Annotated in this window: 35 protein-coding genes; 34 read left to right on the forward strand and 1 reads right to left on the reverse strand. The window is 55.9% G+C overall.

What is annotated here, in order from left to right:
• Positions 1–5: 5 nt before the first annotated feature.
• The 29 genes from tuf to rplQ all read left to right on the forward strand — a co-directional run bounded on the left by tuf (position 6) and on the right by rplQ (position 15,014).
• Complete coding sequence (gene tuf, locus ACNSOI_RS03090; protein ID WP_068351550.1) at positions 6–1,202, forward strand: elongation factor Tu; 1,197 nt, start codon at positions 6–8, stop codon at positions 1,200–1,202.
• A gap of 186 nt (positions 1,203–1,388) precedes the next feature.
• The gene (gene rpsJ / locus ACNSOI_RS03095; RefSeq protein WP_004580743.1) at positions 1,389–1,700 is read left to right on the forward strand and encodes a 30S ribosomal protein S10; all 312 of its coding nucleotides are present in this window, start codon (positions 1,389–1,391) and stop codon (positions 1,698–1,700) included.
• A gap of 75 nt (positions 1,701–1,775) precedes the next feature.
• Positions 1,776–2,414 carry a 50S ribosomal protein L3 gene (gene rplC / locus ACNSOI_RS03100; RefSeq protein WP_058089994.1) on the forward strand — a complete coding sequence of 213 codons (639 nt, stop codon included), beginning with the start codon at positions 1,776–1,778 and terminating at the stop codon, positions 2,412–2,414.
• 11 nt (positions 2,415–2,425) lie between these two features.
• A complete protein-coding gene (rplD, locus tag ACNSOI_RS03105) occupies positions 2,426–3,031 on the forward strand; it encodes a 50S ribosomal protein L4 (protein ID WP_061333569.1) in 606 nt (201 codons plus the stop codon).
• Positions 3,028–3,321, forward strand: coding sequence for a 50S ribosomal protein L23 (rplW, locus tag ACNSOI_RS03110; protein WP_008174862.1), 294 nt, complete (start codon positions 3,028–3,030; stop codon positions 3,319–3,321). Before rplD ends, rplW begins: the two co-directional genes overlap by 4 nt.
• 17 nt (positions 3,322–3,338) lie before the next feature.
• On the forward strand, positions 3,339–4,166 hold the full coding sequence (gene rplB / locus ACNSOI_RS03115; protein WP_058089996.1) for a 50S ribosomal protein L2: 828 nt from the start codon (positions 3,339–3,341) through the stop codon (positions 4,164–4,166).
• A gap of 23 nt (positions 4,167–4,189) precedes the next feature.
• Positions 4,190–4,465: a 30S ribosomal protein S19 gene (gene rpsS / locus ACNSOI_RS03120; RefSeq protein WP_061333570.1), complete on the forward strand. Its 276-nt coding sequence runs from the start codon at positions 4,190–4,192 to the stop codon at positions 4,463–4,465.
• 16 nt (positions 4,466–4,481) lie between these two features.
• A complete protein-coding gene (rplV, locus tag ACNSOI_RS03125; RefSeq protein ID WP_008940674.1) occupies positions 4,482–4,814 on the forward strand; it encodes a 50S ribosomal protein L22 in 333 nt (110 codons plus the stop codon).
• Between the two features lie 11 nt (positions 4,815–4,825).
• Positions 4,826–5,509 carry a 30S ribosomal protein S3 gene (rpsC, locus tag ACNSOI_RS03130; protein ID WP_058089998.1) on the forward strand — a complete coding sequence of 228 codons (684 nt, stop codon included), beginning with the start codon at positions 4,826–4,828 and terminating at the stop codon, positions 5,507–5,509.
• A 12-nt stretch (positions 5,510–5,521) separates the two neighbouring features.
• The gene (gene rplP / locus ACNSOI_RS03135; RefSeq protein WP_044387654.1) at positions 5,522–5,935 is read left to right on the forward strand and encodes a 50S ribosomal protein L16; all 414 of its coding nucleotides are present in this window, start codon (positions 5,522–5,524) and stop codon (positions 5,933–5,935) included.
• Positions 5,935–6,126, forward strand: coding sequence for a 50S ribosomal protein L29 (gene rpmC, locus ACNSOI_RS03140; protein WP_058089999.1), 192 nt, complete (start codon positions 5,935–5,937; stop codon positions 6,124–6,126). Before rplP ends, rpmC begins: the two co-directional genes overlap by 1 nt.
• 1 nt (position 6,127) lies before the next feature.
• Complete coding sequence (rpsQ, locus tag ACNSOI_RS03145) at positions 6,128–6,394, forward strand: 30S ribosomal protein S17 (protein ID WP_044387650.1); 267 nt, start codon at positions 6,128–6,130, stop codon at positions 6,392–6,394.
• 18 nt (positions 6,395–6,412) lie between these two features.
• Complete coding sequence (gene rplN, locus ACNSOI_RS03150) at positions 6,413–6,781, forward strand: 50S ribosomal protein L14 (RefSeq protein WP_007154005.1); 369 nt, start codon at positions 6,413–6,415, stop codon at positions 6,779–6,781.
• 17 nt (positions 6,782–6,798) lie between these two features.
• Positions 6,799–7,119: a 50S ribosomal protein L24 gene (rplX, locus tag ACNSOI_RS03155; protein WP_061333571.1), complete on the forward strand. Its 321-nt coding sequence runs from the start codon at positions 6,799–6,801 to the stop codon at positions 7,117–7,119.
• Between the two features lie 15 nt (positions 7,120–7,134).
• The gene (gene rplE / locus ACNSOI_RS03160) at positions 7,135–7,674 is read left to right on the forward strand and encodes a 50S ribosomal protein L5 (RefSeq protein ID WP_058090001.1); all 540 of its coding nucleotides are present in this window, start codon (positions 7,135–7,137) and stop codon (positions 7,672–7,674) included.
• 12 nt (positions 7,675–7,686) lie between these two features.
• The gene (gene rpsN, locus ACNSOI_RS03165; RefSeq protein WP_058090002.1) at positions 7,687–7,992 is read left to right on the forward strand and encodes a 30S ribosomal protein S14; all 306 of its coding nucleotides are present in this window, start codon (positions 7,687–7,689) and stop codon (positions 7,990–7,992) included.
• Between the two features lie 88 nt (positions 7,993–8,080).
• On the forward strand, positions 8,081–8,473 hold the full coding sequence (rpsH, locus tag ACNSOI_RS03170) for a 30S ribosomal protein S8 (RefSeq protein WP_420195115.1): 393 nt from the start codon (positions 8,081–8,083) through the stop codon (positions 8,471–8,473).
• A gap of 9 nt (positions 8,474–8,482) precedes the next feature.
• Positions 8,483–9,016: a 50S ribosomal protein L6 gene (gene rplF, locus ACNSOI_RS03175; RefSeq protein ID WP_058090004.1), complete on the forward strand. Its 534-nt coding sequence runs from the start codon at positions 8,483–8,485 to the stop codon at positions 9,014–9,016.
• Between the two features lie 9 nt (positions 9,017–9,025).
• Complete coding sequence (rplR, locus tag ACNSOI_RS03180) at positions 9,026–9,373, forward strand: 50S ribosomal protein L18 (RefSeq protein WP_011784258.1); 348 nt, start codon at positions 9,026–9,028, stop codon at positions 9,371–9,373.
• 12 nt (positions 9,374–9,385) lie between these two features.
• Entirely contained in the window at positions 9,386–9,886 is a 501-nt protein-coding gene (gene rpsE, locus ACNSOI_RS03185) for a 30S ribosomal protein S5 (RefSeq protein WP_058090005.1), read from the forward strand.
• 4 nt (positions 9,887–9,890) lie between these two features.
• Complete coding sequence (gene rpmD / locus ACNSOI_RS03190; protein WP_007153997.1) at positions 9,891–10,079, forward strand: 50S ribosomal protein L30; 189 nt, start codon at positions 9,891–9,893, stop codon at positions 10,077–10,079.
• A gap of 1 nt (position 10,080) precedes the next feature.
• The gene (rplO, locus tag ACNSOI_RS03195) at positions 10,081–10,515 is read left to right on the forward strand and encodes a 50S ribosomal protein L15 (protein ID WP_022989795.1); all 435 of its coding nucleotides are present in this window, start codon (positions 10,081–10,083) and stop codon (positions 10,513–10,515) included.
• A 17-nt stretch (positions 10,516–10,532) separates the two neighbouring features.
• The gene (gene secY / locus ACNSOI_RS03200; protein ID WP_058090006.1) at positions 10,533–11,855 is read left to right on the forward strand and encodes a preprotein translocase subunit SecY; all 1,323 of its coding nucleotides are present in this window, start codon (positions 10,533–10,535) and stop codon (positions 11,853–11,855) included.
• A 33-nt stretch (positions 11,856–11,888) separates the two neighbouring features.
• Complete coding sequence (gene rpmJ / locus ACNSOI_RS03205) at positions 11,889–12,002, forward strand: 50S ribosomal protein L36 (protein ID WP_004580765.1); 114 nt, start codon at positions 11,889–11,891, stop codon at positions 12,000–12,002.
• A gap of 141 nt (positions 12,003–12,143) precedes the next feature.
• Entirely contained in the window at positions 12,144–12,500 is a 357-nt protein-coding gene (gene rpsM / locus ACNSOI_RS03210; RefSeq protein ID WP_029655315.1) for a 30S ribosomal protein S13, read from the forward strand.
• Positions 12,501–12,513: 13 nt separating this feature from the next.
• Positions 12,514–12,903: a 30S ribosomal protein S11 gene (rpsK, locus tag ACNSOI_RS03215; RefSeq protein ID WP_007153992.1), complete on the forward strand. Its 390-nt coding sequence runs from the start codon at positions 12,514–12,516 to the stop codon at positions 12,901–12,903.
• A gap of 18 nt (positions 12,904–12,921) precedes the next feature.
• Positions 12,922–13,542, forward strand: a complete 621-nt coding sequence (gene rpsD / locus ACNSOI_RS03220; protein WP_058090007.1) for a 30S ribosomal protein S4 — start codon at positions 12,922–12,924, stop codon at positions 13,540–13,542.
• 35 nt (positions 13,543–13,577) lie between these two features.
• Positions 13,578–14,582 carry a DNA-directed RNA polymerase subunit alpha gene (locus ACNSOI_RS03225; protein ID WP_008174911.1) on the forward strand — a complete coding sequence of 335 codons (1,005 nt, stop codon included), beginning with the start codon at positions 13,578–13,580 and terminating at the stop codon, positions 14,580–14,582.
• Between the two features lie 33 nt (positions 14,583–14,615).
• Complete coding sequence (gene rplQ, locus ACNSOI_RS03230; protein ID WP_058090008.1) at positions 14,616–15,014, forward strand: 50S ribosomal protein L17; 399 nt, start codon at positions 14,616–14,618, stop codon at positions 15,012–15,014.
• Between the two features lie 66 nt (positions 15,015–15,080).
• Here rplQ and uvrA read toward each other — a convergent pair whose 3' ends face one another.
• Entirely contained in the window at positions 15,081–17,900 is a 2,820-nt protein-coding gene (gene uvrA, locus ACNSOI_RS03235; RefSeq protein WP_420195116.1) for an excinuclease ABC subunit UvrA, read from the reverse strand.
• 180 nt (positions 17,901–18,080) lie between these two features.
• Between uvrA and ACNSOI_RS03240 the strand changes: the two genes are divergently transcribed.
• From ACNSOI_RS03240 to gspM, 5 genes are all read left to right on the forward strand, one after another.
• On the forward strand, positions 18,081–19,451 hold the full coding sequence (locus tag ACNSOI_RS03240) for an MFS transporter (protein ID WP_420195117.1): 1,371 nt from the start codon (positions 18,081–18,083) through the stop codon (positions 19,449–19,451).
• Positions 19,452–19,507: 56 nt separating this feature from the next.
• A complete protein-coding gene (gene ssb, locus ACNSOI_RS03245) occupies positions 19,508–20,047 on the forward strand; it encodes a single-stranded DNA-binding protein (protein WP_374816049.1) in 540 nt (179 codons plus the stop codon).
• Between the two features lie 191 nt (positions 20,048–20,238).
• Positions 20,239–21,183, forward strand: a complete 945-nt coding sequence (locus ACNSOI_RS03250) for a biogenesis protein MshI (RefSeq protein WP_286253712.1) — start codon at positions 20,239–20,241, stop codon at positions 21,181–21,183.
• Positions 21,180–21,800, forward strand: a complete 621-nt coding sequence (locus ACNSOI_RS03255) for a PilN domain-containing protein (RefSeq protein WP_227510293.1) — start codon at positions 21,180–21,182, stop codon at positions 21,798–21,800. The genes ACNSOI_RS03250 and ACNSOI_RS03255 overlap by 4 nt, the downstream gene beginning before the upstream one ends.
• On the forward strand, positions 21,797–22,474 hold the full coding sequence (gspM, locus tag ACNSOI_RS03260; RefSeq protein ID WP_420195118.1) for a type II secretion system protein GspM: 678 nt from the start codon (positions 21,797–21,799) through the stop codon (positions 22,472–22,474). Before ACNSOI_RS03255 ends, gspM begins: the two co-directional genes overlap by 4 nt.

Consider the following 22,474-nt stretch of genomic DNA (forward strand, 5'->3'; position numbering starts at 1 on the left):
TAACCGTGTCTAAAGCAAAGTTTGAGCGTAACAAGCCGCACGTAAACGTGGGCACCATTGGTCACGTTGACCATGGTAAGACCACTCTGACAGCCGCCCTGACTCGTGTATGTCACGAAGTATGGGGTACTGGTGAGAGCCGTGCTTTCGATCAGATCGATAACGCACCGGAAGAGCGTGCGCGTGGTATCACCATCGCGACCTCTCACGTTGAGTACGATTCTCCGACCCGTCACTACGCACACGTAGACTGCCCGGGCCACGCGGATTATGTTAAGAACATGATCACCGGTGCGGCCCAGATGGACGGCGCTATCCTGGTTTGCTCCGCAGCTGACGGCCCCATGCCGCAGACTCGTGAGCACATCCTGCTGTCCCGTCAGGTTGGTGTACCGTTCATCGTTGTGTTCCTGAACAAAGCGGACATGGTAGACGATGAAGAGCTGCTTGAGCTGGTGGAGATGGAAGTTCGTGACCTGCTGAGCCAGTACGACTTCCCGGGTGACGACACTCCGATCATCACCGGTTCTGCGCTGATGGCTCTGGAAGGTAAAGACGACAACGAGATGGGTACTACCGCTGTTAAGAAGCTGGTAGAAGCCCTGGACGACTACATCCCTGAGCCGGAGCGTGCGATTGATCAGCCGTTCCTGATGCCGATCGAGGACGTATTCTCCATCTCTGGTCGTGGTACCGTTGTTACCGGTCGTGTAGAGCGTGGCATCATCAAAGTAGGTGACGAAGTGGAAATCGTGGGTATCCGCGACACCACCAAGACCACCTGTACTGGTGTTGAGATGTTCCGCAAGCTGCTGGACGAAGGTCGTGCCGGTGAGAACGTAGGTGTTCTGCTGCGTGGTACCAAGCGTGACGACGTTGAGCGTGGTCAGGTTCTGTGTGTGCCGGGCTCCATCAAGCCGCACACCAAGTTCGAGTGTGAAGTGTACGTACTGTCCAAAGAAGAAGGTGGTCGTCATACTCCGTTCTTCAAGGGCTACCGTCCGCAGTTCTACTTCCGGACTACTGATGTAACCGGTTCTTGTGAACTGCCGGAAGGCGTTGAAATGGTAATGCCGGGTGACAACGTGAAAATGACTGTTACCCTGATCGCTCCGATCGCCATGGAGGATGGTCTGCGCTTCGCGATTCGCGAAGGCGGCCGTACCGTTGGTGCCGGCGTGGTCTCCAAGATCATCGAGTAATCTGCTCGTTTGATCAGGAAAAAGGGGCTGACTGGTTCAGCCCCTTTTTCTGTTTAAGTCGCAAAGTCTGCCTGACCTCCGTCAATATCAATGATGTTGACAGGGTTGGGTATTATGCATACAATGCGGCTCCTTTTTTTGAAGGTCGGCTAACTAGTAGCTGCTACGAGTGGAGTTTGGTGCATCATGCAAAGCCAAAAGATTCGAATCCGGTTGAAGGCATTTGATTATCGCCTGATCGACCAGTCCACGCAGGAGATCGTCGATACCGCCAAGCGGACCGGCGCTCAGGTGCGTGGTCCTATTCCTCTGCCGACGCGCAAGGAAAAGTACACGGTATTGATCTCTCCGCACGTCAATAAAGACGCGCGTGATCAGTATGAAATTCGTACCCACAAGCGTTTGCTCGACATTGTTGAGCCGACGGAGAAGACAGTGGATGCTCTGATGAAACTGGACCTGGCAGCAGGTGTAGACGTTCAGATCAGCCTCGGCTAATACCGCCCGGTATTAGTCTGTGTAACTGTCACAGGCCATAGAGGGTGCAAGCCCCGTACACTTAAGAGGTGAAACATGGCAATTGGTGTTGTCGGTCGTAAGGCCGGTATGACCCGTATTTTTACGGACGAGGGGCAGGCATTGCCCGTAACGGTAATCGAGGTTGAGCCCAACCGCATTACCCAACTGAAAACTCTCGAAAACGACGGCTACCGCGCTGTGCAGGTAACCGTAGGTTCTCGTCGTGCCTCCCGCGTGAGCAAGGCTGCTGCTGGTCACTTTGCGAAAGCAGGTGTTGAAGCTGGTCGTGGCGTGTGGGAATTTCGTCTGGCTGATGGCGAAGGTGAAGACCTCGCTGCAGGCGGCGAGCTGACAGTCTCTGTGTTTGAAGACGGTCAGGTGGTTGATGCCACTGGTCAGTCCAAAGGTAAGGGCTTCCAGGGTGGTGTCAAGCGCTGGAACTTCTCCATGCAGGACGCTACTCACGGTAACTCCCTGTCTCATCGTGCTCCGGGTTCTATTGGTCAGAACCAGACTCCGGGCAAGGTATTCAAGGGTAAAAAGATGGCCGGTCAGATGGGTAACGCGCAGGTCACTGTGCAGAACCTGAAAATCGTCCGTGTCGATGCCGAGCGCAACCTGCTGCTGGTAAGTGGTGCCGTACCTGGTGCGACTGGCGGCGACGTTGTCATCAAGCCTGCAGTTAAAGCCTGAGGAGCGGTGCGATGGAATTGACAATTACTGGTAGCGGCAAGGGGATTTCTGTTTCCGACGCTGCGTTTGCCAAAGATTTTAATGAAGCACTGGTGCACCAGGTGGTAACTGCCTACATGGCAGCTGGCCGTCAGGGTACCAAGGCTCAGAAAACACGTTCCGAAGTCAGTGGCGGTGGCAAGAAGCCGTGGCGTCAGAAGGGCACCGGTCGCGCTCGTGCGGGCACCATTCGTAGCCCGATCTGGCGTTCAGGCGGCGTAACTTTTGCGGCCAAGCCCCGTGATTTCGAACAGAAAGTTAACCGCAAGATGTATCGTGCGGCTATGTGTTCCATTCTTTCCGAGCTGGTCCGTCAGGAGCGTCTGGTGGTTGTTGACGATATGAACGTTGACAGTCCCAAGACCAAGGCGTTCACCGCCAAGCTGAAGGATCTGGGCGTATCTAACGCTCTGATTCTTTCCGATAGCGTTGAGCAGAACCTGCACCTGGCTTCCCGCAACATTCCTCACGTGGATGTTCGCGACGTGGCAGGTCTGGATCCGGTCAGCCTGGTTGCCTACGAGAACGTTGTGGTAACTGTTCCCGCTCTGAAGAAGATCGAGGAGATGCTGGGATGAATCAGGAACGTATTTATAAGGTCCTGCTGGGGCCGCACGTATCAGAGAAAGCGTCTCTGGCAGCCGAGCGTGGTCAGGTGGTATTCCGTGTAGCACCAGACGCCACCAAGCCGGAGATCAAGAAAGCCGTTGAGCAGCTGTTCAACGTCACCGTCGAAGGTGTTCAGGTTCTGAACCGTAAGGGTAAGCTCAAGCGCACTATCCGCGGGTTCGGCAAGCGTAATGACATTCGTAAGGCTTACGTCAAGCTGGCAGAAGGTCAGGACATCGATTTTCTGGATGTGGAATAAGGTAAAGGGGTCGTAATATGCCGATCGTCAAAACCAAGCCAACATCTGCCGGACGCCGTCACGTTGTAAAACTTTACAACCCGGATCTGCACAAAGGACGTCCTTACGAGCCGTTGGTAGAAACTAAGAGTAAGTCAGGTGGTCGTAACAACGCTGGCCGCATTACTACTCGTCACATTGGTGGTGGCCACAAACAGCACTACCGTGTAATTGATTTCAAGCGGACCAAAGATGGTATCCCGGCGGTTATTGAACGCCTGGAATATGATCCTAACCGCTCTGCGCACATCGCGCTGCTGAAGTACTCCGATGGCGAGCGTCGCTACATCATCGCTCCCAAAGGTATGAAGGCAGGTGATCCTGTGCGGTCCGGCGTCGACGCGCCGATTAAGGTGGGCTCCACTCTGCCGCTCCGGAACATTCCGGTTGGTTCTGTGATCCACTGCGTCGAACTCAAGCCTGGCAAAGGTGCCCAGCTGGCTCGCTCCGCGGGCGCATCCGTACAGCTGGTAGCTCGGGAAGGGGCTTATGCCACTATCCGCCTGCGTTCAGGTGAAATGCGTAAGGTGCTTGTAGATTGCCGTGCAACGCTGGGTGAAGTGTCCAACAGCGAGCACAGCCTCAAGCAGCTTGGTAAAGCGGGTGCATCACGTTGGCGCGGTAAACGTCCAACAGTACGTGGTGTTGCTATGAACCCAGTTGACCACCCACATGGTGGTGGTGAAGGGCGTACCTCTGGCGGGCGTCACCCGGTTACTCCGTGGGGTGTTCCGACCAAAGGGCATAAGACTCGTAAGAACAAACGTACTGACAAGATGATAGTACGTCGTCGTTCAGCCAAGTAAACGACTACATAGAGGTAAATGCTGTGCCACGTTCTTTGAAGAAAGGTCCTTTTATAGACCTGCATCTGTTGAAGAAGGTCGAGGCAGCTCTGGAAACAAGTGACAAGCGGCCGATCAAAACCTGGTCCCGCCGGTCAACAATCTTTCCGGAGATGGTAGGCCTGACCATTGCAGTCCACAACGGCAAGCAGCACGTGCCGGTTTATGTCACCGAAGATATGGTCGGACATAAACTGGGTGAGTTCGCGGCAACGCGTACTTATCGTGGTCATGCGGCCGACAAGAAAGCTAAACGCTGATTGTGAGGTAATAGAAATGGAAGTAGCAGCCAAGTACAAGGGCGCTCGCCTCTCAGCTCAGAAAGCACGTCTTGTTGCCGACCAGGTACGCGGCAAGGCTGTTGAGGACGCCCTGAACATTCTGACTTTCAGCCCTAAGAAGGCAGCGGTTGTGATCAAGAAAGCTCTTGAATCCGCCATTGCCAACGCTGAGCACAACGAAGGTCTGGACGTAGATGATCTGCGGGTTTCCACCGTCATGGTGGATGAGGGCCCAACGCTCAAGCGAATCAAAGCTCGAGCCAAGGGGCGCGCTGACCGTATTTTCAAGCGCACCTGTCATATCACCGTCAAGGTCGCCGACAAGTAGGAGATGCTCAGATGGGTCATAAAGTAAATCCAACCGGCATGCGCCTGGGTGTGATCAAAGAGCACAACTCAGTGTGGTATGCCGACAAGAAGGACTACGCGAAGAATCTGCTGAATGATATTCAGGTTCGCGAGTTCCTGGACAAGCGTCTGGTTAAGGCGTCTGTCAGCAAGATCGTGATCGAGCGCCCTGCTCAGAACGCCCGGATCACGATCCATACCGCCCGCCCCGGTATTGTTATCGGTAAGAAGGGTGAAGATGTTGACCGTCTGCGTCGCGAAGTCAGCGACATGATGGGTGTGCCTGTGCACATCAACATCGAAGAAGTCCGCAAGCCGGACCTGGATGCCCGCCTGGTAGCGCAAAACGTTGCCGGTCAGCTGGAGCGTCGTGTGATGTTCCGTCGCGCTATGAAGCGTGCGGTTCAGAACGCCATGCGTCAGGGTGCCAAGGGTATCAAGATTCAGGTTGGCGGTCGTCTTGGGGGTGCTGAAATCGCACGTTCCGAGTGGTATCGCGAAGGTCGTGTACCTCTGCACACATTACGTGCAGATATTGATTATGCAACCTATGAAGCGCACACCACTTACGGCGTTATCGGCGTAAAGGTATGGATCTTCAAAGGTGAGATTCTTGGTGGTATGGAGCAGGTCCGTGCTGACAAGAAAGCCTCTGGGAAGAAAGGTTCTAAGTAAAGGGGCACTCTTATGCTGCAACCAAAACGCACCAAATTCCGCAAGGTAATGAAAGGCCGTAACACCGGTCTTGCTCACCGCGCCAACAAGGTGAGCTTCGGTGAATACGGATTGAAAGCGACCAGTCGCGGGCGTATAACTGCGCGCCAGATTGAGGCGGCACGTCGTACTATGACACGTCGTATCAAGCGGGGCGGTAAGATCTGGATCCGGGTTTTCCCGGACAAGCCGATCACCGGTAAGCCGCTTGAAGTACGGATGGGTAAAGGTAAAGGTTCTGTCGAGTATTGGGTGGCTGAAATTCAGCCAGGCCGTATGTTGTATGAGATGGAAGGTGTTTCCGAGGAAATCGCTCGTGAGGCCTTCACTCTTGCAGCGGCCAAACTGCCGGTACAGACCACCTTTGTAACGAGGACGGTGATGTGATGAATGCAACAGAGCTGCGTGAAAAGTCAGTCGAGGAGCTGAACAAAGAGCTGATCGACCTCCTGAAGGAGCAGTTCAACCTGCGCATGCGCAAAGCGACAGGTCAGCTGAATCAGTCTCACCTCCTCGGCAAGGTGAAGCGCGATATCGCTCGCGTTAAAACGGTATTGAATGAAAAGGCAGGACAGTGACATGACCGAAGCTACCCAAACTGCCAGAACTCTGAGCGGCAAGGTCGTGAGCAACAAGATGGACAAGTCCATCGTGGTCCTGGTTGAGCGTCAGGTGAAACATCCTCTGTACGGCAAGTACATGAAGCGCTCGACCAAGATCCATGCGCACGATGAAAGCAATCAGTGCAACATCGGCGACATCGTAACCATTCAGGAAACCCGCCCGGTCTCCAAGACCAAAAGCTGGGCCCTGGTGGAAGTCACCGAACGCGCGTCCAAGGTGTAATTCGCCCGGAGAACAACCATGATTCAGACTCAAACAATGCTTGAAGTCGCGGATAACAGTGGTGCACGTCAGGTTATGTGCATCAAGGTCCTGGGCGGATCTCACCGGCGTTATGCGAGCGTTGGGGATATCATCAAGGTAACCGTTAAGGAAGCCATCCCCCGCGGTAAGGTGAAGAAAGGCCAGGTCCTCAAGGCTGTTGTAGTACGTACCCGTAAGGGTGTGCGTCGTCCGGACGGTTCATTGATCCGTTTTGACGGTAACGCGGCGGTACTTCTGAACAATCAGGACGCTCCCATTGGTACCCGTATCTTCGGACCGGTTACCCGTGAACTGCGTAACGAGAAGTTCATGAAGATTATCTCACTGGCACCCGAAGTACTTTAAAGGACCAGAGGCCGGTTATGAAAAAGATCAAACGAGATGACGAAGTAATCGTCACCACGGGGAAAGACAAAGGCAAACGTGGTAAAGTCCTGAAGGTTCAGGACGACGGCCGTGTGATTGTTTCTGGCATCAATATGATGAAGAAGCACACCAAGCCGAACCCGATGCTCGGCACCCCGGGTGGTATCGTCGAAAAAGAAGCGCCTATCCAGGCTTCCAACGTGGCTATTTTTAATCCGCAGACCGGCAAAGCCGATCGTGTTGGCTTCCAGACCAAGGAAGACGGCAGCAAAGTGCGGATCTTCAAGTCCACGAACGAAGCTGTCGATAACCAGTAAGCGGTGGTGGTTACGATGCTTAACATGAAAGAGCAGTACACTAAGGAAGTGGTACCCGCCCTGCAGAAAGAGTTCGGTTACAAGAACGTTATGCAGGTGCCGCGTATCGAGAAAATCACCCTGAACATGGGTGTTGGCGAAGCGGTTGGTGACAAAAAGCTGATTGAAAACGCGGTGGCGGATCTTGAGCGCCTGGCGGGTCAAAAAGCGGTTGTTACCAAGGCGCGCAAATCCGTAGCGGGTTTCAAAATCCGTGAAGGTTGGCCGATTGGCTGTAAGGTGACCCTGCGCGGTGAGCGTATGTGGGATTTCTTTGATCGCCTGGTGCACATTGCGGTTCCCCGCATTCGTGACTTCCGCGGTCTGAACCCGAAATCCTTCGACGGTCGCGGTAACTACAGCATGGGTGTTCGTGAGCAGATCATCTTCCCTGAGATCGAGTACGACAAAGTCGACAAGATCCGCGGGCTGGATATCACCATCACCACCACTGCCGGTACCGACGACGAAGGTCGCGAACTGTTGAAAGCCTTTGGCTTTCCGTTCAAGAAATAAGGAACGAGTGACATGGCGAAGGTTTCAATGAAAAACCGTGAGCTCAAGCGCGAAAAGACTGTGGCTAAATTCGCAGCCAAGCGCGCCGAGCTCAAGGCGATTATCAAAAACCCGAATACCAGCGAAGAAGATCGTTGGAACGCGCAAATGAAGCTGCAACAGCTGCCTCGTGATGCGAGTCCCTCACGTCTTCGGAATCGTTGCCAGGTGACTGGTCGTCCCCACGGCGTTCTGCGCAAGTTCGAACTGTCACGGATCAAACTCCGTGAGTACGGCATGCGCGGTGACGTTCCGGGCCTGACCAAGGCAAGCTGGTAAGATAGGTCGCCTGACTTCGGTCAGGTGCCTGTTGGTAAGCGGTGCGGCACGCCGCTGCACAACTAAAAAGATCAGGAGCCTCATACTAATGAGTATGCAAGACACGCTTGCGGATATGTTTACCCGTATCCGTAATGCCCAGATGGCATCGAAAGCTGATGTGACGATGCCGTCTTCAAAATTGAAGGTCTCCGTGGCCCAGGTCCTTAAGGACGAAGGCTACGTAGCAGATTTTTCTGTTTCAGCTGACGCGAAGCCCGAGCTGACCATCACTCTGAAATACTTCGGCGGCAAGCCGGTTATCGAAGAGATCAAGCGGGTCAGCCGTCCGAGTCTGCGCCAGTATAAAGGCGCTGGGGAACTGCCGAAGGTTTCCGGCGGTCTGGGAGTCGCGATTGTCTCAACGTCCAAGGGCGTTATGACAGACCGCGCCGCACGTGCTGCAGGCGTGGGTGGCGAAGTCATCTGCACCGTATTCTAGGAGATACACATGTCCAGGGTTGCCAATAATCCTGTCGTGCTGCCTTCCGGTGTTGAGGTTAAGCTGAACGGACAGGAAATTAATGTGAAGGGCTCCAAGGGAGCTCTCCAATTCACCATTCACCAAGCGGTTGAAGTGAAGCAGGAAGAGGGTTCTCTTCGCTTTGCGGCCCGCGATGGTGCGAAACAGTCCCGCGCTCTTGCTGGTACTACTCGTGCGCTGGTTAACAACATGGTTACCGGCGTATCCACAGGCTGGGAGCGTAAGCTGCAGCTGACGGGCGTAGGTTATCGTGCGCAGGCGCAAGGTAAGAAGCTCAATCTGACACTGGGTTTTTCTCACCCGGTTGAGTACGAGCTGCCCGAGGGTGTTACCGCTGAAACTCCGTCCAATACGGAAGTTGTGATTCGCGGTATCGACAAGCAACAGGTTGGCCAGGTCGCTGCTGAAATCCGCGCGTTCCGTCCGCCCGAGCCTTATAAGGGCAAGGGTGTTCGTTATGCGGATGAGCAGGTCAGACGCAAAGAAGCCAAGAAGAAATAAGGCGGGACTATGAGCGCGAATAACGAAAGATTGCGTCGCGCACGCAAAGTGCGCATGAAGATCCGTGAACTGGGTACCGACCGTCTGTGCGTTCACCGCACGCCGCGTCATATGTACGCCCAGGTTACGACTGCAGATGGCAGCAAAGTGCTGGCCACTGCCTCCACGTTGGATAAGGAACTGCGCCAGGGTGCAACCGGTAACGTGGACGCTGCCAAGAAGGTCGGTCAGCTGATTGCTGAGCGTGCCAAGGCGGCAGGCATTGAGAAGGTCGCTTTTGACCGCTCAGGTTACCGTTATCACGGTCGTGTACAGGCTCTGGCCGACGCAGCCCGTGAAGCTGGCTTGCAATTCTAAGAGGTGGAGAAGATGAGCGTTAACGAACAGAAGGCGCCTGAGCTCCAGGAAAAGCTGGTTCAGGTCAATCGCGTCGCCAAGGTAGTTAAAGGCGGCCGTATTTTTGCCTTCACCGCACTGACTGTGGTGGGTGATGGCAAAGGACGCGTTGGTTTCGGTCGTGGTAAGGCCCGGGAAGTCCCGGTTGCCATCCAGAAGGCGATGGAAGCTGCTCGCAAGAACATGGTAGACGTGGCCCTTGACGGCACCACCCTGCAGTACGCAGTTCGTGCCCAGCACGGTGGCTCCAAGGTGTTCATGCAGCCTGCATCCGAAGGTACCGGTATTATCGCCGGTGGTGCGATGCGTGCGGTACTGGAAGTGGCCGGCGTACACAACGTACTGTCCAAGTGCTACGGCTCTACCAACCCGGTGAACGTTGTACGTTCTACCATCAAGGGTCTGCAGGCCATGAAGGCGCCTGAAGATATTGCAGCCAAGCGCGGTAAATCCGTCGAAGATATTCTGGGTTGAAGTCATGGCGAACGCAAAAACGATCAAAGTAACTCTGACCCGCAGCCCGATCGGCTGTCAGCCCAAGCACAAGCTGTGTGTGAAAGGCCTGGGTCTTCGTAAAATCGGTCATACCGTTGAGGTGGAAGATACACCTTCTATTCGCGGCATGATCAACCGGGTTAACTACCTGGTGCAGGTTGAGGAGAACTAAGATGCGTCTGAACGAACTTGCTCCGGAACCTGGTTCACGTCCTTCCGCCAAGCGTGTTGGTCGTGGTATCGGTAGCGGTCTGGGTAAAACTGGTGGTCGCGGTCATAAAGGTCTGAAATCCCGTTCCGGTGGCTCTGTAGCGCCTGGTTTCGAGGGTGGTCAGCAGCCTTTGGCCCGTCGTCTGCCCAAGTTTGGTTTCACTTCCCGCCAGCAGCGCTATGTTGCCGAAATTCGCCTGAACGAGCTGGCGAAGGTTGAAGGCGACGTGGTCGATCTGGCTGCACTGAAGAAGGCTGACATCATTCGCGAAGAAATTCGCGAAGCCAAGGTTATGCTGTCCGGTGAGCTGGATCGCGCTGTAACCGTTAAAGGGCTACGTGTCACCAAAGGCGCACGCGAGGCAATCATTGCCGCGGGTGGGAAAGTCGAAGACTAAGACGAGTCGAGGACTAAATGGCCAAGACAGCATCATTGCCTGCGGGCGCCGGAAAGGGATTTGCAGAGCTGCGTTCGCGGCTCTGGTTCGTGTTTCTGGCGTTGTTGGTGTACCGGATCGGTGCCCACATTCCCGTTCCAGGCATCAACCCGGACCGGTTGGCGGCACTGTTTGATCAGAACCAGGGAACCATCCTGAGTTTGTTCAACATGTTTTCCGGTGGTGCGCTTGAGCGCATGAGTATCTTCGCACTCGGTATCATGCCGTACATTTCGGCTTCTATTATCATGCAGCTCATGACTGCGGTCAGTCCGCAGCTTGAGCAGCTGAAGAAGGAAGGCGAGGCGGGTCGTCGCAAGATCAGCCAGTATACGCGGTATGGTACGGTTGTCCTGGCCCTGGTTCAGGGCTTTGGTATTTCTGTAGGGTTGGCCTCTCAGGGCGTCACCTTCAACGACAGCTTCAGCTTCCACTTTGTGGCAGTGGTGTCTTTCGTGTGTGGTGCCGTCTTCATGATGTGGCTCGGTGAGCAGATCACCGAGCGTGGCGTTGGCAACGGTATATCACTGCTGATTTTCGCAGGGATTGTCGCCGGCTTGCCGGGCGCCATCGGTCAGACTCTGGAGCAGGCCCGTAACGGTGAAATGAGCCTGCTGGTAGTGCTCGGTATTGGTGTGTTGGCGATCGCGGTGGTTGGCTTCGTGGTGTTCATGGAGCGGGGCCAGCGGCGGTTAACCATCAATTATGCCAAACGGCAGCAGGGCCGCCGGGTGTTTGCCCAGCAGTCCAGTCATTTGCCGCTGAAGGTCAATATGGCCGGTGTTATTCCGCCGATCTTTGCCTCGTCGATTCTGTTGTTCCCGGCCTCCTTGGGCCAGTGGTTCGGGCAGGGTGAGGGCATGGAATGGTTGAGTGACATTTCTCAGGCATTGGCTCCGAGCCAGCCGTTGTATATCATCCTGTTCGCAGCAGCAGTGGTCTTCTTCTGCTTCTTCTATACAGCACTGATGTACAACCCGAAGGAAGTTGCGGATAACCTCAAGCGTTCCGGCGCGTTCATCCCGGGCATTCGCCCAGGAGAGCAGACTGCCAAGTACATCGATGGTGTACTGACCCGTCTGACGTTGTTCGGGGCTATGTATATTGCAGCAGTGTCCTTGTTCCCTCAGTTCCTGATGGTGGCAGGTAATGTACCTTTCTATCTTGGTGGTACCTCACTGCTGATTGTTGTAGTCGTGGTGATGGATTTCATGGCTCAGGTTCAGTCGCACCTGATGTCGCATCAGTATGAATCGCTGATGAAGAAGTCCAATCTCAAGGGCTATGGTCGGAACGGCTGACACAGCCGTTCCCCTTGAAAACTGGAGTCGACAATGAAAGTACGCGCTTCGGTAAAGAAAATTTGCCGTAACTGCAAAGTAATTCGTCGCAATGGCTCGGTTCGAGTCATCTGCACGGAGCCTCGTCACAAGCAGCGCCAGGGCTGATTTCCAAGAAATCGCTCTGACATTGTAAAAGGGGTTCGGAATAGTAGCGCTTGACTCGCGAGCGGGTCAGGCGCTATTATTTCGCGCCCTTTTTGTGGCGGAAAATTCACACAGCAAAGCTTTGAACGCGGAGTAATTTGGATGGCACGTATAGCCGGTGTCAATATACCCGATCACAAACATGCTGTTATCTCGCTCACCTACATCTTTGGTGTTGGCAAGACAACAGCCCAGAAGCTTTGCGATGCAACCGGCGTTAAGCCGGACGTCAAGGTCAAAGACCTGAGCGACGAGCAGCTTGAAGCACTTCGTACCGAAGTGGGCAAGTTCACCGTCGAAGGCGATCTGCGTCGTGAAGTACAGATGAACATCAAGCGTTTGAAGGATCTCGGTTGCTTCCGTGGTCTGCGTCATCGTCATGGACTTCCGGTCCGTGGCCAGCGCACCAAGACCAACGCCCGCACCCGTAAAGGTCCTCGCAAACCTATTCGTAAGTAACAGGTAGGCAAACATGGCAAAGCCAGGTACACGTACCCGTAAAAAGGTGAAAAAGACGGTTGTTGATGGCGTCGCGCACATTCACGCGTCCTTCAACAACACCATCGTGACCATTTCGGACCGTCAGGGCAACGTCCTGTCCTGGGCCACCTCAGGTGGTTCCGGTTTCCGCGGCTCACGTAAGAGTACACCTTTTGCTGCGCAGGTAGCAGCTGAAAGAGCCGGTAATGCGGCTGCTGAATACGGCCTTAAAAACCTGGACGTAGAGGTTAAGGGTCCTGGGCCCGGACGTGAATCTGCAGTTCGCGCGCTGAATGCGTGTGGCTACAAGATCACCAACATCACTGATGTGACGCCGATTCCCCATAACGGCTGTCGTCCGCCCAAGAAGCGCCGCGTCTAACACAGGAGACAGTGAAATATGGCTCGTTATATAGGCCCGAAGTGCAAGCTGTCTCGTCGTGAAGGGACAGACCTTTTTCTGAAGAGCGGCGTACGCGCGCTCGATTCGAAGTGCAACATCGAGACTCCGCCGGGTATGCACGGCGCGCGTCGCGGTCGTCTGTCCGAGTACGGCGTACAGCTTCGTGAAAAACAGAAAGTCCGTCGTATCTACGGCGTACTTGAGAAGCAATTCCGCAACTACTACAAAGAGGCCGCTCGCCTGAAGGGTGCAACCGGTGAAAACCTGCTGCAACTTCTGGAAGGTCGTCTGGATAACGTTGTGTATCGCATGGGCTTTGGTTCTACCCGTGCAGAAGCCCGTCAGCTCGTCTCTCACAAGGCGATCCTGGTGAACGATAAGCCGGTCAACGTGCCGTCCTATCAAGTCAAGCCGGGCGACGTTGTGAGTGTGCGTGAGAAGGCCAAAAACCAGCTGCGCGTTAAAGGTGCACTGGATCTGGCTGGTAGCCGCGCACCGGTAAGCTGGGTAGAGGTTGACGCCAACAAGATGTCCGGCGTTTACAAGTCAGTACCTGAGCGTACTGAACTGCCGGCCGACATCAACGAGAACCTCATCGTCGAGCTTTACTCCAAGTAAAGCCCAGTTAGCAACGATAGCAGATAGGGGCGTCTATGCAGCGTTCAGTACATGAGTTATTGACACCTCGTACCATTGACGTGAAAGAATCCAGCGCCACGCGCGCCAAGGTGACACTGGAGCCGCTTGAGCGCGGTTTCGGTCATACCCTGGGTAGCGCACTGCGTCGCATTCTCTTGTCTTCGATGCCGGGCTGCGCCGTGACTGAAGCACAGATCGACGGTGTCCTGCACGAGTACAGCGCCATTGAGGGTGTCCAGGAGGACGTCATCGAGATTCTTCTGAATCTCAAGGGCGTCGCCGTAAAGATGAACGGCCGTGACGATGCTGAGCTGACGCTCAGCAAGAAGGGCCCGGGTGTAGTGACCGCCGGCGATATCAAGCTGGACCACGATGTGGAAATCGCTAACCCCGAGCACGTGATCTGTCACCTGAGCGAGAACGGCGAAGTCAACATGCGTTTGCGTGTTGCCCGCGGTCGCGGCTATGAGCCGGCTGATCAGCGTGGTCTGGACGAGGATGAAACTCGTGCCATCGGACGTTTGCAGCTTGATGCTACGTTCAGCCCGGTTCGCCGAGTGGCGTATGCCGTCGAAAGCGCACGGGTTGAGCAGCGTACAGATCTGGACAAGCTTGTTATTGATCTGGAGACAAATGGCACCATCGATCCGGAAGAAGCGATTCGCCGGGCGGCCACGATTCTCCAGCAGCAGCTGGCTGTGTTTGTAGATTTCGATCATGAGAAAGAGCCAGAGCGTGTAGAAGAAGAGGAAGAAATCGATCCGATTCTGCTGCGCCCGGTTGATGATCTGGAATTGACTGTGCGTTCAGCTAACTGCTTGAAGGCAGAAAACATTTACTATATCGGCGATCTTATCCAGCGCACCGAAGTGGAGCTGCTGAAGACGCCTAACCTTGGCAAAAAGTCGCTGACCGAGATCAAGGACGTTCTTGCGTCCCGTGGTTTGTCTCTGGGCATGCGTCTTGATAACTGGCCGCCGGCAAGCCTTCGTGGTGATGACCGGGTTCTGGGCGGTTGATCGCCGATTAGTTTAAGGTAAGGAATCAGAGCAATGCGTCATCGTAAGAGTGGTCGTAAGTTCAGCAGGACCAGTGCGCATCGCAAGGCCATGTTCCGTAACATGACTGCGTCACTGGTTGAACATGAGCTGATCAAGACAACGCTGCCGAAAGCTAAAGAGCTTCGTCGTGTAGCTGAGCCGTTGATCACGCTCGCAAAGAATGATTCGGTTGCAAATCGTCGTCTGGCGTTCTCACGCCTGCGTAGCGATGCTGCGGTAGCCAAGCTGTTCAACGAGCTGGGCCCCCGTTATAGCGAGCGTCCGGGTGGTTATCTTCGTATTCTGAAGTGCGGTTTCCGTGCTGGCGACAATGCCCCTATGGCATTCGTTGAGCTGGTTGGCCGTCCTCTGGACATCGAGGCTGAAGAGGTGGACGAAGGCGAAGAGTAAAATCTACGCTCTAGTTCAAAAAAAACCGGGTTCCGAAAGGTTCCCGGTTTTTTTTGTGGTGAAAACCTACTTGAGCATAGGCTTGAGATAACGCCCGGTATGGGATGCCGGATTGTCCGCTACCTCCTCCGGCGTTCCCTCAGCAATAATCTGCCCGCCGCCAGAACCACCCTCTGGTCCCAGGTCGACAATCCAGTCAGCCGTTTTGATCACATCCAGGTTGTGTTCGATGACCACGATGGTGTTGCCGTGATCCCTCAGGCGTTCAAGGACGTTCAACAGTTGCTGGATGTCGTAAAAGTGCAAACCCGTGGTGGGTTCGTCGAGGATGTACAGGGTTTTGCCGGTGTCGCGCTTGGACAGTTCCTTGGCCAGTTTTACCCGCTGGGCCTCACCACCCGATAGGGTGACCGCACTCTGTCCAAGACGGATGTAGGACAAGCCCACGTCCATGAGGGTTTGCAGTTTTCTGGCGATAAAGGGTACGGCGTCGAAGAACTCTCGCCCTTCCTCAACGGTCATCTCAAGCACTTCGTTGATGTTCTTGCCCTTGTAGCGGACTTCCAGGGTTTCGCGGTTGTAGCGCTTGCCTTTGCAGATGTCGCAGGGCACGTAGACGTCCGGCAGGAAGTGCATTTCCACTTTGATTACGCCGTCACCCTGGCAGGCTTCACAGCGTCCGCCTTTGACGTTGAAGGAGAATCGGCCGGGCTTGTAGCCGCGAGACCGTGCTTCCTGGGTGCCGGCAAAGAGCTCACGGATGGGGGTGAACAGGCCGGTGTATGTCGCCGGATTCGACCGGGGGGTGCGCCCGATCGGACTTTGATCAATGTCGATAACCTTATCGAGGTGATCCAGGCCCTTGAGGTTTTTATAGGGGGCATGGTTCAGGCTGGTGGCCTTGTTTAGCTTGGCCGCAGCCACCGGGTACAGGGTGCTGTTAATGAGGGTGGATTTACCGGAGCCGGAGACCCCGGTTACGCACGTCATGACCCCCAGTGGCAGCGTTAGCGTGACGTCCTGAAGGTTGTTGCCTGTGGCGCCGGACAGGACCAGGTGTTTGCCGTTGCCCTTGTTGCGGGTTGCTGGCACGGCAATTTTTTTCTCTCCGCTCAGGTATTGGCCAGTCATCGATGCCGGGTTGGCGATAATCTCTTCAGGGGTGCCGCGAGCAACGATTTCACCACCGTGTACGCCGGCACCAGGGCCAATATCGATGACATAATCGGCAGCACGGATGGCGTCTTCGTCGTGTTCAACGACAATCACGGTGTTGCCGAGGTCCCGCAGGTGGGTGAGGGTGGCCAGCAGGCGGTCGTTGTCCCGCTGGTGCAGGCCGATGGACGGTTCGTCCAGGATGTACATGACACCCACCAGCCCGGCGCCAATCTGGCTGGCCAGGCGAATCCGCTGTGCCTCACCGCCCGAGAGGGTGTCTGCGCTGCGTTCCAGCGTCAGGTACTCAAGGCCGACATTGACCAGGAACTGTAAGCGTTCCCGCACTTCCTTGAGGATTTTTTCGGCGATTTCACCTTTACGGCCAGGCAGAGTCAGCTCGCTGAAGTAGCGGTGAGCGTCGCCTACCGGCAGGTGAGTGATTTCAGGTAGTGTCCGTTCCTCGATAAAGACATTGCGGGCGCCGCGGCGAAGCCGGGTGCCACCGCAGTCTTTGCAAGGCTGGGTGCTCAGGTTGCGGGCCAGTTCTTCGCGCATGCTTTGGGAGTCTGTCTCCCGGTAGCGGCGTTCCAGGTTCGGGATGATGCCCTCAAAGGGGTGGGCTCTCTCCATGATCTGGCCACGGGAATTGACGTACCGGAAGCTGATGTCTTCATTGCCAGAGCCATAGAGCAGTGCTCGCTGAAACGGTTCTGGCAAGTCTTCCCACGGCGTTTCCAGGTCGATGTCATAATGCTCGGCCACGCTGGTCAGCATCTGGAAGTAATAGACCGCGCGCCGGTCCCAGCCCTTGATCGCGCCGGAGGCCAGCGTGGCTTCCGGATTCTGGATAACTTTTTCGGCATCAAAGAACTGGCGCACTCCCAGACCATCACAGGTGGGGCATGCGCCGGCTGGGTTGTTGAAGGAGAAGAGCTTGGGTTCGAGTTCGCTCAGTGAATACCCGCATTGGGTACAGGCATAGCGTGCCGAGAAGGTCTGTTCTTCGCCGTCTCCGGTCATTGGGGCGACCAGCGCGATGCCATCGGCCAACTCAAGGGCGGTTTCGAAACTTTCCGCCAATCGCTGTTCCAGGCCCTCTTTGACCTTGAAGCGGTCTACCACGACATCAATCTGGTGTTTGCGTTTCTTGTCCAGCGCCGGAACATCATCGATGTCATAAACCGTGCCGTCGACCCTAAGGCGGATGAAGCCCTGGCTGCGCATGGTATCAATCACCTGGAGGTGCTCGCCTTTTCGGTCCCTGATCACCGGCGCCAGGATCATCAGTTTGCTGCCTTCAGGCATCGCCAGGACCTGATCGACCATCTGGCTCACGGTCTGGGCCTCCAGCGGCTGACCGTGGTCCGGGCAACGGGGTTCGCCGGACCGGGCAAAAAGCAGTCGCAGGTAGTCGTAGATTTCAGTGATGGTGCCAACGGTTGAGCGGGGATTATGGGATGTGGACTTCTGTTCAATGGAAATGGCGGGTGACAGGCCTTCGATGTGATCAACATCGGGTTTTTCCATCATCGACAGGAATTGCCGCGCGTAGGTGGACAAAGACTCTACATACCGGCGCTGCCCTTCGGCGTAGAGGGTGTCGAAGGCCAGTGAGGATTTTCCTGAACCTGACAGCCCGGTGATGACAATGAGTTTGTCTCTTGGCATATCCAGGTCGATGTTCTTCAGGTTGTGCGTGCGTGCGCCTTTGATCTGGATATGGTCCATAACACCTCGCTTGAGTAAAACCACCATTATATCGTTTTCGGTAGCCCCCGGCGAAACTGGAGTTGTGCCGCCTGGGGTATGCTGTCTTGGGTAGTCCCTCACCCGGGGCGCATCTGGTACAATGCGCCGCTCGCAGCCAGTAGCTGCCTTCCCAATTTTTTCAATCCGGCACAGGTAAGCATGAACGCGCTTGAAAAACGCTCTGTTACGGCTTTGGCCTCGGTGTACGCAATGCGTATGCTTGGCCTGTTCATGGTCATGCCGGTGTTCGTGTTGCTCGGTAGTGATCTGCAGGGCGCGACGCCTGCGCTCATTGGTTTGGCAATTGGGGCCTATGGTCTCAGTCAGGCCCTGTTGCAGATTCCGTTCGGCTTGCTGTCTGACCGGGTTGGCCGCAAGCGGATGATCTATATCGGGCTGGTGCTGTTCGCCGCTGGAAGCCTGCTGGCAGCCTCCACCGACTCCATATACGTTGTGATTGCCGGACGGATTCTTCAGGGGGCAGGCGCGATTGCCAGCGTGTTGATGGCCCTGTTAAGCGACCTGACCCGCGAGGAAGAGCGCACCAAGGCAATGGCTATGGTGGGCATTTCCATTGGTCTGTCGTTCTCGGTGTCACTGGTGGTTGGGCCCCTCCTGGGCTCGCTCTGGGGATTGTCCGGCATTTTCTATGCAACGGCAGCCATGGCCATGGTGGCCTTGTTCATCGTAGCCAGAGTGGTGCCAACACCCCATGCCCACAGAATCAGCGCGGATACCCATCCCGCGAGGGAGATGGTCGGGCGGGTGCTGCGGGACGGTCGCCTGCTGCGGCTGGACTTCGGTATCTTCATCCTCCATTTTGCCCTGACAGCGCTGTTTCTGGTGTTTCCCACCATGCTTCAGGATCAGTTGGGGCTGGCCAGCGTTTCCCATTGGTGGTTCTACTTGACGGTGATGGTGACATCCTTCTTCGCCATGGTGCCGTTTATCATCATTGGCGAGAAAAAGCGGGTGATGAAACCGGTGCTTTGCGGTGCCATCGCCCTGCTTTCGCTGGCAACGGCCGCACTGACCGGTGTGGAGAAGAGTCTCTGGCTGGCCTGGGGCGTACTGTTCTTCTTCTTTATGGCGTTTAACCTTCTGGAAGCGAGCCTGCCCTCATTGATCAGCAAAGAAGCTCCGGCCGCCAGTAAGGGGACCGCTATGGGGGTTTACTCGACGTCGCAGTTTTTTGGTGCGTTTCTCGGCGGTGCCCTGGGCGGTTACTTGCTACAATCTGCCGGCCTGGAAGGGGTTCTCTGGTTAATGGCCGGTGGTTTGGCTGCCTGGTTTCTGGTAGCACTGACGATGCCGGCGCCGAATTACACCACGAGCTTTGTGGTTGAGTTGGAGCAGGTGCTGCCTGCCGGTTTTGATGAGATTGATGAGACATTGCGCCGCCTGCCCGGTGTGCAGGACGTGGTGATTGTGGAAGATGCGGCAACCGCTTACTTAAAAGTGGACCGTCAGCATTTTCATGAAGATCAGCTTGCGCACTTTGAATTTGTGCGGCAGGGTAAAGGTTCTTAAACAAAGGATGCGTGCATGGACCGCACGTGTTCCGGAAAATCGATCAGGAGCAGAAGATGGCACGAGGCATTAACAAGGTAATTCTCATTGGTAATCTGGGCCAGGATCCGGATACCCGCTATACCCCGAATGGCAACGCGGTTGTGAATCTCAACCTGGCTACCGATGAAAGTTACAAGGATCGCCAGACTGGCCAGATGGTACCGAGAACCGAATGGCACCGGGTTGTGCTGTTCGGCAAGGTGGCGGAAGTGGCCGGCCAGTACCTGCGTAAAGGTTCCAAGGTGTATATCGAAGGTCGCCTGCAAACCCGCAAGTGGCAGAACAAAGAAGGACAGGACGTATACACCACCGAGATTGTGGTAGACATCAACGGCCAGATGCAGATGCTCGACAGCCGCGGTGGCGAGGGTGGCATGAACCAGGGAGCTCCCCAGGGTCGTCCGCAGCAGCAACCCCAATCTCAGTATAATGCTCCGCCCCAGCAGCAGGGTGGTCAGGCTCAGCAGCCGTCCGGAGGGTATAACCCTCAAGGGCAGCAGGGCGGTGGCATGCCGGAACCGATTGATGATTTTGATGACGACATTCCGTTCTGAATGTGATCCAGCTCATCGACAATCAAAAAGCCCGTGCTCTGCGCGGGTTTTTTTGTTAACGAGTTGCAAAATCTCCGTGAAATCAGTCGGTGAAACGTAGAGTTACGTTCACTTTCTCAACTATCATGTAAGCCTGTGTTAAAAGTGCTGATAATTTAAACACCTTGTGCACGCCGGCCGGCAGCAGAGCTGTGGCCACGACCTGGGAATCCATGATCCTGAATCTTGTTACGACTCTACAAAAACTGATCCGCCGCAAGCCTTCGGGACAGCCTGTCTGTCTTGAGGTGCGCCCGGATGGCATTGCCTGGGCCAGAGCCGCTGCTTCGCCCGGGCAGTCGCTGGGCTTTGTTGAGTGTGTTTCTGCACAACGGCAGGACACGCTCAGCAAGCTGGTGGACGACCAGGGCTGGGCTGGTGTGCCTGCGGTTCTGGTCCTGCCCATTGATCAATATCAGGTGTTTCAAGTTGAGCGTCCGGAGGGTGTTGAGGACAGTGAGCTGGCCGATGCGCTCAAATGGAAGCTCAAGGACTTCCTCGATTTCAGCCCGGCCGACGCCGTGTCGGATGTGTTTGCATTTCCGGAAGACGCGTCCCGTGGGCGTGGCCCGCTGGTGAACGTTGTTGCAGCCCGCAAATCTCTGGTTCGCGAGCTGATTGGTCTGGTAGCGGATGCAGGCCTTGAGCTGGATCGAATCGATATTGCCGAGCTGGCCTTGCGAAATCTGGCGGCCCGCCTGGATCAGTCGAATAGGGGGGTGGCTCTGGTTCATCTTCGTGACCGCTATGGCCAGATGGTCATATGCCAGGGCGATACCCTGTATCTCTCCCGCCGCCTTGAGCTGTCTTATGATGATCTGCGGGACGCCTCCAGCCAGGAGAGTGCTGTGCAATCCCTGGCGCTGGAGATCCAGCGTTCCATGGACTATTTCGAGAGCCAGCTCGGCCAGGTGCCACCGTCGACCATCCAACTGGTGGCCCGGGATTCGGTATTACCGTTGAACTCCATGCTCTCATCTTACATGGCGGCCGGTATCGAGGTGCCTGAGTGGAGCCAGTTTGGCTTGTCTGACGCGCTTGATAGCCGATGCCTGCCCGCCTGGAGTGCGGCGCTTGGCCAGGGGGGGCAGGCATGATCAGGCAACAGGTGAACCTGTATACCCCGGAACTTCGCCCTACAAGGCAGCGGCTGCATGCCGGTACGGCCGGAGCGTTGGTTGGGATCGTATTGCTGATACTCGTGGCCGTCATGGCTTTTGGCCGCTGGCACAATCAGACGCTGGAGCAGCAGGTAGAGCGGCTGGAACAGCAGAACCGGAATCTGGAAACGGCGGTTGCCACCATGGCCGACCAGGTGCAGGCAAGGCAACCAGATCCTGACCTGGAAGCCTCGCTGGCGCGGATCACCGAGACAATTGCTCGCAGGCAGCGTCTGCTCGAACGGGTGGAAGGGCTGGCAACCCACAACCACGGTGGTTTTTCCGGGCGGCTTTCGGCCCTGGCGCGCCAGGTTCCTGAGGACCTGTGGCTGACAGCCGTGCGCTTGCAATCGCTTCCCTCGGCCATGCGTCTTGAGGGCAGGACTCGGGCGGCGGAACTGGTGCCCAGCTACCTCGCGCGCTTGGGTGACGAGCCGGCGTTTGTTGGTGAAACCTTTGGCGATTTCCGGTTGCAGCGGCCAGACGACGAAGCTGATCATCAGTGGGTGGAATTTCGTGTTGCAACACAACCGGGAGAGGCGTCGGGGCGATGAGTAAATTGACAGATTCCCTGGCCAGCACTGCGCAGTGGTACAACGACCGCCCGATCCGTGAGCGGGTTTTGATCGTCGTGACTGCCTGTGTGCTCATGTTCGTCCTGGGCTGGGAGTTGTTGGTTACCCCAGTGGAAACCCGGCAGCAGCAACTCAATAACCGAGTGCAGGCACTAACGGCTACGCAGAACAGCTTGCTTAGCCAACAGGAAACCCTCAACAGCCAGTTGGCCGGTGACCCTTCGGAGGCATTGCGCCAGCGACTGGCTTCCCGGCAAAGCCGCCTGGAGCGGCTGGATCAGGAAATTACCGAGACTACCGGGCAGCTGATCGCACCGAGGGACATGGTCACGCTGTTGCGGGACATGCTCTCAGCTCAACAGGGCTTGCAGTTGGAATCCATGACATTGCGCACGCCAACACCGGTTTATGACGGTGCCCAGCCAGAGGCGGGTAATCGGCAAGCTGCAGAGCCCTTGCTCTATGCCCACGACGTGGAGCTGACCATCCGTGGTGGTTATCTCGATGTGCTGGCGTATCTACAGCGGCTCGAAACCATGGATGAGCGCCTGGGGTGGATACAGCTGGACTATCAGGCCGGTGCCTGGCCCAAGGGTGAAGCGACCATCCGTGTGCGCACCCTGAGCCTTGATGCCGCGTGGCTAGGAGTTTGA

The sequence above is a fragment of the Marinobacter sp. GH_1 genome (assembly GCF_048595985.1).
GTDB lineage: Bacteria > Pseudomonadota > Gammaproteobacteria > Pseudomonadales > Oleiphilaceae > Marinobacter > Marinobacter shengliensis.

What these genes read in the sequence shown, in the direction of transcription:
- rpsJ (WP_004580743.1), top strand. Translation starts at nt 1,389, where the DNA reads ATGCAAAGCCAAAAGATTCGAATCCGGTTGAAGGCATTTGATTATCGC.
- rplC (WP_058089994.1), top strand. Translation starts at nt 1,776, where the DNA reads ATGGCAATTGGTGTTGTCGGTCGTAAGGCCGGTATGACCCGTATTTTT.
- rplD (WP_061333569.1), top strand. Translation starts at nt 2,426, where the DNA reads ATGGAATTGACAATTACTGGTAGCGGCAAGGGGATTTCTGTTTCCGAC.
- rplW (WP_008174862.1), top strand. Translation starts at nt 3,028, where the DNA reads ATGAATCAGGAACGTATTTATAAGGTCCTGCTGGGGCCGCACGTATCA.
- rplB (WP_058089996.1), top strand. Translation starts at nt 3,339, where the DNA reads ATGCCGATCGTCAAAACCAAGCCAACATCTGCCGGACGCCGTCACGTT.
- rplV (WP_008940674.1), top strand. Translation starts at nt 4,482, where the DNA reads ATGGAAGTAGCAGCCAAGTACAAGGGCGCTCGCCTCTCAGCTCAGAAA.
- rpsC (WP_058089998.1), top strand. Translation starts at nt 4,826, where the DNA reads ATGGGTCATAAAGTAAATCCAACCGGCATGCGCCTGGGTGTGATCAAA.
- rplP (WP_044387654.1), top strand. Translation starts at nt 5,522, where the DNA reads ATGCTGCAACCAAAACGCACCAAATTCCGCAAGGTAATGAAAGGCCGT.
- rpmC (WP_058089999.1), top strand. Translation starts at nt 5,935, where the DNA reads ATGAATGCAACAGAGCTGCGTGAAAAGTCAGTCGAGGAGCTGAACAAA.
- rpsQ (WP_044387650.1), top strand. Translation starts at nt 6,128, where the DNA reads ATGACCGAAGCTACCCAAACTGCCAGAACTCTGAGCGGCAAGGTCGTG.
- rplN (WP_007154005.1), top strand. Translation starts at nt 6,413, where the DNA reads ATGATTCAGACTCAAACAATGCTTGAAGTCGCGGATAACAGTGGTGCA.
- rplX (WP_061333571.1), top strand. Translation starts at nt 6,799, where the DNA reads ATGAAAAAGATCAAACGAGATGACGAAGTAATCGTCACCACGGGGAAA.
- rplE (WP_058090001.1), top strand. Translation starts at nt 7,135, where the DNA reads ATGCTTAACATGAAAGAGCAGTACACTAAGGAAGTGGTACCCGCCCTG.
- rpsN (WP_058090002.1), top strand. Translation starts at nt 7,687, where the DNA reads ATGGCGAAGGTTTCAATGAAAAACCGTGAGCTCAAGCGCGAAAAGACT.
- rpsH (WP_420195115.1), top strand. Translation starts at nt 8,081, where the DNA reads ATGAGTATGCAAGACACGCTTGCGGATATGTTTACCCGTATCCGTAAT.
- rplF (WP_058090004.1), top strand. Translation starts at nt 8,483, where the DNA reads ATGTCCAGGGTTGCCAATAATCCTGTCGTGCTGCCTTCCGGTGTTGAG.
- rplR (WP_011784258.1), top strand. Translation starts at nt 9,026, where the DNA reads ATGAGCGCGAATAACGAAAGATTGCGTCGCGCACGCAAAGTGCGCATG.
- rpsE (WP_058090005.1), top strand. Translation starts at nt 9,386, where the DNA reads ATGAGCGTTAACGAACAGAAGGCGCCTGAGCTCCAGGAAAAGCTGGTT.
- rpmD (WP_007153997.1), top strand. Translation starts at nt 9,891, where the DNA reads ATGGCGAACGCAAAAACGATCAAAGTAACTCTGACCCGCAGCCCGATC.
- rplO (WP_022989795.1), top strand. Translation starts at nt 10,081, where the DNA reads ATGCGTCTGAACGAACTTGCTCCGGAACCTGGTTCACGTCCTTCCGCC.
- secY (WP_058090006.1), top strand. Translation starts at nt 10,533, where the DNA reads ATGGCCAAGACAGCATCATTGCCTGCGGGCGCCGGAAAGGGATTTGCA.
- rpmJ (WP_004580765.1), top strand. Translation starts at nt 11,889, where the DNA reads ATGAAAGTACGCGCTTCGGTAAAGAAAATTTGCCGTAACTGCAAAGTA.
- rpsM (WP_029655315.1), top strand. Translation starts at nt 12,144, where the DNA reads ATGGCACGTATAGCCGGTGTCAATATACCCGATCACAAACATGCTGTT.
- rpsK (WP_007153992.1), top strand. Translation starts at nt 12,514, where the DNA reads ATGGCAAAGCCAGGTACACGTACCCGTAAAAAGGTGAAAAAGACGGTT.
- rpsD (WP_058090007.1), top strand. Translation starts at nt 12,922, where the DNA reads ATGGCTCGTTATATAGGCCCGAAGTGCAAGCTGTCTCGTCGTGAAGGG.
- ACNSOI_RS03225 (WP_008174911.1), top strand. Translation starts at nt 13,578, where the DNA reads ATGCAGCGTTCAGTACATGAGTTATTGACACCTCGTACCATTGACGTG.
- rplQ (WP_058090008.1), top strand. Translation starts at nt 14,616, where the DNA reads ATGCGTCATCGTAAGAGTGGTCGTAAGTTCAGCAGGACCAGTGCGCAT.
- uvrA (WP_420195116.1), bottom strand. Translation starts at nt 17,900, where the DNA reads ATGGACCATATCCAGATCAAAGGCGCACGCACGCACAACCTGAAGAAC.
- ACNSOI_RS03240 (WP_420195117.1), top strand. Translation starts at nt 18,081, where the DNA reads ATGAACGCGCTTGAAAAACGCTCTGTTACGGCTTTGGCCTCGGTGTAC.
- ssb (WP_374816049.1), top strand. Translation starts at nt 19,508, where the DNA reads ATGGCACGAGGCATTAACAAGGTAATTCTCATTGGTAATCTGGGCCAG.
- ACNSOI_RS03255 (WP_227510293.1), top strand. Translation starts at nt 21,180, where the DNA reads ATGATCAGGCAACAGGTGAACCTGTATACCCCGGAACTTCGCCCTACA.
- gspM (WP_420195118.1), top strand. Translation starts at nt 21,797, where the DNA reads ATGAGTAAATTGACAGATTCCCTGGCCAGCACTGCGCAGTGGTACAAC.